This is a genomic window from Clostridium thailandense, assembly GCF_019207025.1.
Taxonomy (GTDB): domain Bacteria; phylum Bacillota; class Clostridia; order Clostridiales; family Clostridiaceae; genus Clostridium_AM; species Clostridium_AM thailandense.
Genome location: NZ_JAEEGC010000218.1, coordinates 1 through 6,700, shown reverse-complemented (window position 1 = coordinate 6,700; position 6,700 = coordinate 1). Strand labels below are relative to the sequence as shown.

Here is a 6,700-nt window from a genome sequence, read left to right as displayed (position 1 = left end):
ATTCAAATAGTTCTAACAAAACTTTGCAGCTTATTCCCATAACTTGGGTGTGGGCCGTGGCTATCTATATAGATACCCAAAACAGAAAGTTGATTTATACGCAGGGATGTGTTTCCAAAGCTGAAAGCACATATAAAAACTTTTTAGTCAACCTTAGCTCAGTATTTTAGAAAATCTTAGAGTCTTTGATATGTTTGAGGTACGAGTTTATCAAAGATTCTTAGATTTTCAAAATACTGAGCTTTAGATTGACAGAAAGTTTTTATCGTGCTGAAGCTTGGAAACATATGCCGGAGTGTAAGTTAATTTTCGGCCGTGCAACCCTATATAAGTATATCCACGACAAACATTAGATTAGTGTTGTCGTGGATTTTTATTGGAAAGTATATGCTCTTATAATATAGAAATATCAGTTTTATATTACCAAATGTGTAATAAGTGCTGCATAAGAAGACTAACAAATGCAATACTTATCCAACAACAGAGACCCATAATAATTGGCTTTCCACCTGTTTTTATTAGCTTTATAATATTAGTGTTTAAACCAATTGCAGTCATAGCCATTATAATAAAGAATTTACCGGCTTCAGTTAAAGTTTTTATTATATTAGGGTTTATGCTAAATAGTGTACTAATGATGGCTGCTAACAAGAAAAATAAAATAAACCATGGAAATATTTTTGACAATTTAACTGTAGTATTCGAATTGTTTTTAGAACGATATAAAGCTAATATCAATGTAATTGGAATTATAGCAAGAGTTCGTGTAAGTTTAACTATAGTAGCATAATTTAGAGCTAAATCATTTCCATGAGCACTAGCCCAAGTTTGTCCAGCAGCAACTACTGAAGAGGTATCATTTATAGCAGTTCCAGCAAACATTCCAAAGCCTATGTTATTGAGACCTAACAAGTTGCCTAGTATTGGGAATAAAAACGCAGCAATTACATTGAATAGGAAGATAACAGAGATTGATTTTGCAATATCTTCATCAGCAGCATCAATAACTGGTGCAGTAGCCGCAATCGCAGATCCACCACATATAGAAGAGCCTACACCAACTAAGATAGATACATTTGAAGGAAGTTTCATCAATTTGCTTATTGCATATGAAACAATTAGGGAAGTTGAAATTGTTGAAACTATAATCAATAAGGATTGGCTACCTACCTTAAATATTTGAAAAAGGTTCATTCCAAATCCCAGTAGAACAATAGCATATTGAAGTATTTTTTTTGATGTAAATTTAATTCCACTTTCGAAACAATCTTTACGTGGAAAAAGTGCGATTATTAGACCAAGTAAAATACCAAATACTGGCCCTCCTATAATTGAAAACTGTTTTCCAAGTAACCAAGCAACACTGCCCGTTAAAAGACAAAGTAATAAACCATGATAATTTCTTTTAATAAAACTCATATTAATTCCTCTTTTCTTAATTTTTATCCTGAAAATATCCTAACATATAAGAACAATAAGATAAAATTATTTATTTTTATATAATGATAAATATATGTTATGATTAATTTAAAGAGGTGACATTTATGCTTGATTTTAGAATACATACATTTTTGACTGTATGCGAATATATGAATTTTACTAAAGCAGCAGAGGTACTTTGCATTACACAACCTGCAGTATCACAACATATTAAATATTTAGAAAAGCTTTATGATACAAAATTCTTTGAGTATGAAGGAAAAAAAATAGGCCTCACAGAATCAGGGAAAATGTTTTATCAAAGCTGTATTACAATGAAACATGATGAAGAATATCTAAAGGAAAAGATTGCTCAAGAAAAATTAGGGATTAAAAGTCTTAAATTTGGTGCAACCCTTACAATTGGAGAATTTATACTACCATCGAAACTTCATAATTATTTAAGTAAAAATAAAAACATGAAAATTACTATGATTGTAGAAAATACTAAAGAACTTCTTTATAAATTAGATCATGGTGAAATTGATTTTGCATTAGTAGAGGGATATTTTATAAAAAGTGAATATGACTATGTTGTATATTCAAAGGAAAATTATATTTGTGTTGCAGGAAAAAACTATACATTAAAAAAGCACCCACATATTTTAGAAGATTTGCTTGAAGAAACATTGATTATAAGAGAAAAAGGATCTGGTACAAGAGATATTTTTGAAAAAAACTTAGAAAGACAAAACCTTACTGTAAATGATTTTAGTAAAGTTATAGAAATTGGAAATATTAATGCAATAAAACATCTAGTTAAAAATGATAATGGAATTACAACCTTATATGAAGCTGCAGTAAAAGATGAATTGGAAAATGGAATTTTGAGGAAAATAAAAATTGATGATTTACAGAAAAATCATAATTTCTATTTTATATGGAGAAAAAATAGTGTTTTTGAAAATTTATATAAAGAACTAGTTAATGAATTTTAAGAAATATTATTAGATTAAATACAAAAAATGTGAATTATATGTTGCTCGGGACTATAGTCATTTAGTTGAATACAGCAATTTTTTACAATATATCAAAGTTATTATTTGGTATATTATAAGTATAAAATGATTGGAGGTAATGAATATGAATATTGAAAACTATTTTGACAAAGGAACAATTAACACAATTTCTAGCAGTATAAATGCTCAAGAAATTGACTTTAGTAAGCACCCAAAATTTAATGGGGTTTCACTAAAACATTTGGTAACAGGGAAGTTAACAAACAATCAAATTAGCTGTCATTTAGTTAAAGTTGAACCATTCTGTACACTGGACATCCATGTCCATGAAAGTAGTTTTGAAATACATGAAGTTATATCTGGTGATGGGACTTCATGTATTGGAGAAAATAAAGTTAATTATAAGGTAGGAAGTGTTGGGGTAATTCCTGCAAACACTCCACATAAAGTAGAGGCAGGTGCAAATGGAATATATATTCTTGCGAAATTTACACCAGCTTTACTTTAATTAGTATCTTCTTTATAGCTTTTTTTAAATTCTATAGGAGTTAGACCAATATATTTCTTAAAAGTATTACAGAGATGACTTTGGTCTGAAAAATTTAAATTATAAGCTAAGTTAGCAGGAGTTTGATTTTTTAATAACTCCTGTCTTATTTTTTTAACCTTTTCTTGTATGTAAAAATGGTAAGGAGCAACTCCCATCTGTTTTTCAAATATCCTTAGTAGATGATATTTTGATATATGTGTATAGTCAGATATTTTATTTAAGTCAAAGGATTCTTCTAAATGTTCTTTTATAAAATTTACAGCTAATAGAACTTCTGTGCTAGCAATTGGTTTTGCAAAGCTACTAAATTTTTGCATGTTTTCTCTCAAAAAATGTTTTATATCATTTTCTAACTGTAGGTAATTATCAGTAGAATCAAATCTTTTAAGTATATCTAGAATTCTCAAACCTACTTTTTTATCGTTGTGAACATAATTATGTAATAAAATATTATTATACTGTACCACCAAATCATTATTCAAACAAATTACTATATATTCATATTGCATTTTATTAATGGTATCAATTTTATGCTCAACAAATGGCGGAATAAAATATGCATTATTTTTCTCCAGAAGATATTCTTGTCCTTTGAAATTCAATCGTATTTTACCATCCATAACTATACCAATACAAAAGGAATTATGACTATGTTTAGGAAAATTGTGATAGCTCTTTCCTTGTACAATTTCTATATTGATTTTATGATAAAAACTAATTTTATTTTTTTCTTTAACCAAAATAACCACCCATTATACAAAAAATTTTCATAGTACTCTATAATTTTGAATTGTACCATAAAATTACAAAAAATGAAACAAGAGCATTTATTTACACTCTTGTTAATAAAAAGTATTTGAAGGTTATGAAATATCAATTTGATAGCACATTAGTAAATGTACTGCCTTAAGTCTAAGTTCAAGATTTTATCAACTTCATTTGAATTGCACAGAGCACTGATGAATGAAAATGCAAATACAGGATATTGCTTATAGTCAATTTTTCTAAACTCCAATATGTCACTGAAATTTGATAAATACGCATCATAATTTATTTCTTTAATCTCTTTAAAATTAATGTCGTCTGGAATATTCCCAATAACAATACAATAAAGTTTATTATCATCGGTATTCAATATTTGGTTCCAGTCAGGTTTTTTCTGACAAAAATAATTCTCATATACATTTATTCCATATGCATGATATGCAATATCCGTTGTGCACCACCCTGAAAATCTCATAGGATTTACCTCTATAGGTATTATATTTCCGATTTTATCAACTCTAACTTCCATATGTACTGGAAAATTAGATATTCCAGTTACTTTTCCTATTGATATCAGTACATTACTAAATTCAACTAAATACTTCTTTATAATTTTTTTTGATGTGAAATATATTCTGTCACTAACATCTCCATTTGATGAAAAAGGGTGTTCTAATATGTTAAGAATTACAGGGTCTCCATTGCTATCATAATAAGCATCAATAGCATATTCTGAACCTTCAATATATTCTTCAATAATAAACTTTGAAGAATTCATAACTTCAGTAGGATACAATCCTTTGACTTTATTCATTTCATCTTGAATTAGGTCTACAATAGATTCCCATTCATTATCTTCGTTTAACTTATGCACTCCCATGCTAAAAAATCCAATTGCAGGCTTGATAATAAACGGTTTTTTAATTTTAATGGCATCAAATTTTGATAGTTGTTCGTATGAAACTTCTTTGAATAAAAAATTAGGATAAATCTTTTTAACTAATTTACGAAATGTAACTTTATTCTTGAAGATCTCAATTGAGCTAGGAATTTTAGTGTATTTAAAATTTTTATTTATCCATTGAAAAGAATTCTCAGAATTACAATAAAGTAATAGGGGTGATTTTGTTTTAGCTATATTCATAAACTCATTTTCATTTACAGTTTTTAAACCTTCCAAAGGTGTCAATTCTTTGACAGTGGAGTGGTCTAATACAGGAATACCCATATCACGTGCGGTTTCCAGTAAAAATGTTGAAACATAAGGTTTGTCTAAAATTATCATAAGATATACCTCCTAGTTTAATTAAATTAAATGAAAGGTTTCTAAGGTTCATATGTACAAATTAATATTTTTTTCGTATTAAAGCACCCTTCATATTGTTGTTTTATGAATTAGATGTTATCATGTTAATTGATATTTGTAAAATTGATATATTTAAAACAAGACATCAAAAATATTGATGAGGTGTGCTATGGAAAATAGAAATCTTTATACGTTTAAAAGAGTATGTGAATTGAATAGTATTACAAAAGCTGCGGAGCAGCTTGGATATGCACAATCAACAGTTACTACACAGATTAAGCTATTAGAAAATGAACTTGGAGTAAAGTTATTTGAACGTTATGGAAATACAATTCATATTACATATGCCGGAGAAAAATTGTTAGAGTACAGTAATGAAATTTTTAGAATTACAGAAAGATTTTTTGATACTATGAATGAGGAAAAGGAAACATCAGGTTCATTAAGAATTGCAGCAGTAGATTCTGTATGTATGACAATTCTGCCGAATATTTTAAATCAGTTTATCCAAGAGTATCCTAAAGTTAATATTAAAATAGTGTCAGGAGTTGCTGATGAATTGAAGTATTATCTTGCAAGCGGGCAGGCTGATATTGCATTTGTATTGGATTTTAATAAACCGCCGGATGAACTGAATTTGTTACTAGAAAAGACGGTAAAACTTGGTTTTTATATAGCAGCAGATGCAGAAATAGGGTCTTCAGGAATATGCTTGGAGAGTTTAAAGAAACAGAAATTCATTTTGACAGAACCAAATTGTCAATATCGAAAAAAAGTAGAAGCGTTTTCTGAAAGAAATGGATTTGAACCGGATATATTAATGGAGAGCGCCTCAACAGAGGCGATTATGAAAATCGTAGCAAATGGGCTGGGGATAACATATCTGCCGGAGCTAGTAGCAAGTGAAAACAAAAGGATAAAGCAACTGCATTTGAAGGATAAGGAAAATGAGGAAAAGCTGTTTCTACAGTTGATTATTCATAAGAATAAATGGAAAAGTAAAATAATAAATGAATTTATCAGAATATGTGAGGTTAATTTTGTGTGAAGAGCTTATAAAATTTGCTACTCTCTAGCAAGATATATCTTCGTGATATAAATGTTTGCATTATCGCTGATAGAAATGATCCAATAATTAGATATCTTCCAACATCATGCAATTTAATATTTGTATGCTTTATTATATCTATGATTGTTGATTTTATATCATATTTTTTATTTGAATTATGGTGAGCATGTCCACAATCACATATGGGAACTATAAGACCTATTAAAGAGGCACAGAGCAGTCCTAAAAATCTATTTCTAGGTATTATCCTAGATAAAGCTTCTTCCGTAATAAATATCTGAATTATAGATGATAATATTGTTCCAACCATTATAAAGGGAAATGCCTCTAAGATTATACTTAGGAAAATTATTGAAAATTCCTGTAATATACTATTTTCTGTTAAAAACTTGAATCGAACTTGAGGTAATGAAAAATGTAAAGTTGACATTAGCAAAGGAATACTTAAAAATAAAATAGTCAAAAAAGGTATGCAAATAGTTATTATGATAAAATTTTTGGCCATATTACTTTTCTCAATTATCAATTGTTCTTCACCTCTTATTATTTGTTTATGGGGCTGTCGCACTTAG

Annotated in this window: 7 protein-coding genes; 3 read left to right on the top strand and 4 right to left on the bottom strand. The window is 28.5% G+C overall.

The window, feature by feature from the left end; genetic code table 11:
• Positions 1-420: 420 nt before the first annotated feature.
• Positions 421-1,419, bottom strand: coding sequence for a YeiH family protein (locus tag I6U48_RS28735; protein WP_218323943.1), 999 nt, complete (start codon positions 1,417-1,419; stop codon positions 421-423).
• 125 nt (positions 1,420-1,544) lie between these two features.
• Between I6U48_RS28735 and I6U48_RS28730 the strand changes: the two genes are divergently transcribed.
• Complete coding sequence (locus I6U48_RS28730; RefSeq protein WP_218323942.1) at positions 1,545-2,417, top strand: LysR substrate-binding domain-containing protein; 873 nt, start codon at positions 1,545-1,547, stop codon at positions 2,415-2,417.
• Positions 2,418-2,562: 145 nt separating this feature from the next.
• Entirely contained in the window at positions 2,563-2,946 is a 384-nt protein-coding gene (locus I6U48_RS28725) for a cupin domain-containing protein (RefSeq protein ID WP_218323941.1), read from the top strand.
• Here I6U48_RS28725 and I6U48_RS28720 read toward each other — a convergent pair.
• Both I6U48_RS28720 and I6U48_RS28715 read right to left on the bottom strand, forming a co-directional pair.
• Entirely contained in the window at positions 2,943-3,728 is a 786-nt protein-coding gene (locus I6U48_RS28720; RefSeq protein WP_218323940.1) for an AraC family transcriptional regulator, read from the bottom strand. The two genes, I6U48_RS28725 and I6U48_RS28720, sit on opposite strands and share 4 nt — an antisense overlap.
• Before the next feature lie 149 nt (positions 3,729-3,877).
• Positions 3,878-5,038, bottom strand: a complete 1,161-nt coding sequence (locus tag I6U48_RS28715) for an ATP-grasp domain-containing protein (RefSeq protein ID WP_218323939.1) — start codon at positions 5,036-5,038, stop codon at positions 3,878-3,880.
• 190 nt (positions 5,039-5,228) lie between these two features.
• Here I6U48_RS28715 and I6U48_RS28710 point away from each other — a divergent pair, with 190 nt between their 5' ends.
• Complete coding sequence (locus tag I6U48_RS28710) at positions 5,229-6,107, top strand: LysR family transcriptional regulator (RefSeq protein ID WP_218323938.1); 879 nt, start codon at positions 5,229-5,231, stop codon at positions 6,105-6,107.
• Here I6U48_RS28710 and I6U48_RS28705 read toward each other — a convergent pair.
• A complete protein-coding gene (locus tag I6U48_RS28705) occupies positions 6,094-6,654 on the bottom strand; it encodes a permease (RefSeq protein WP_246615611.1) in 561 nt (186 codons plus the stop codon). The genes I6U48_RS28710 and I6U48_RS28705 overlap by 14 nt on opposite strands.
• Positions 6,655-6,700: the final 46 nt, after the last annotated feature.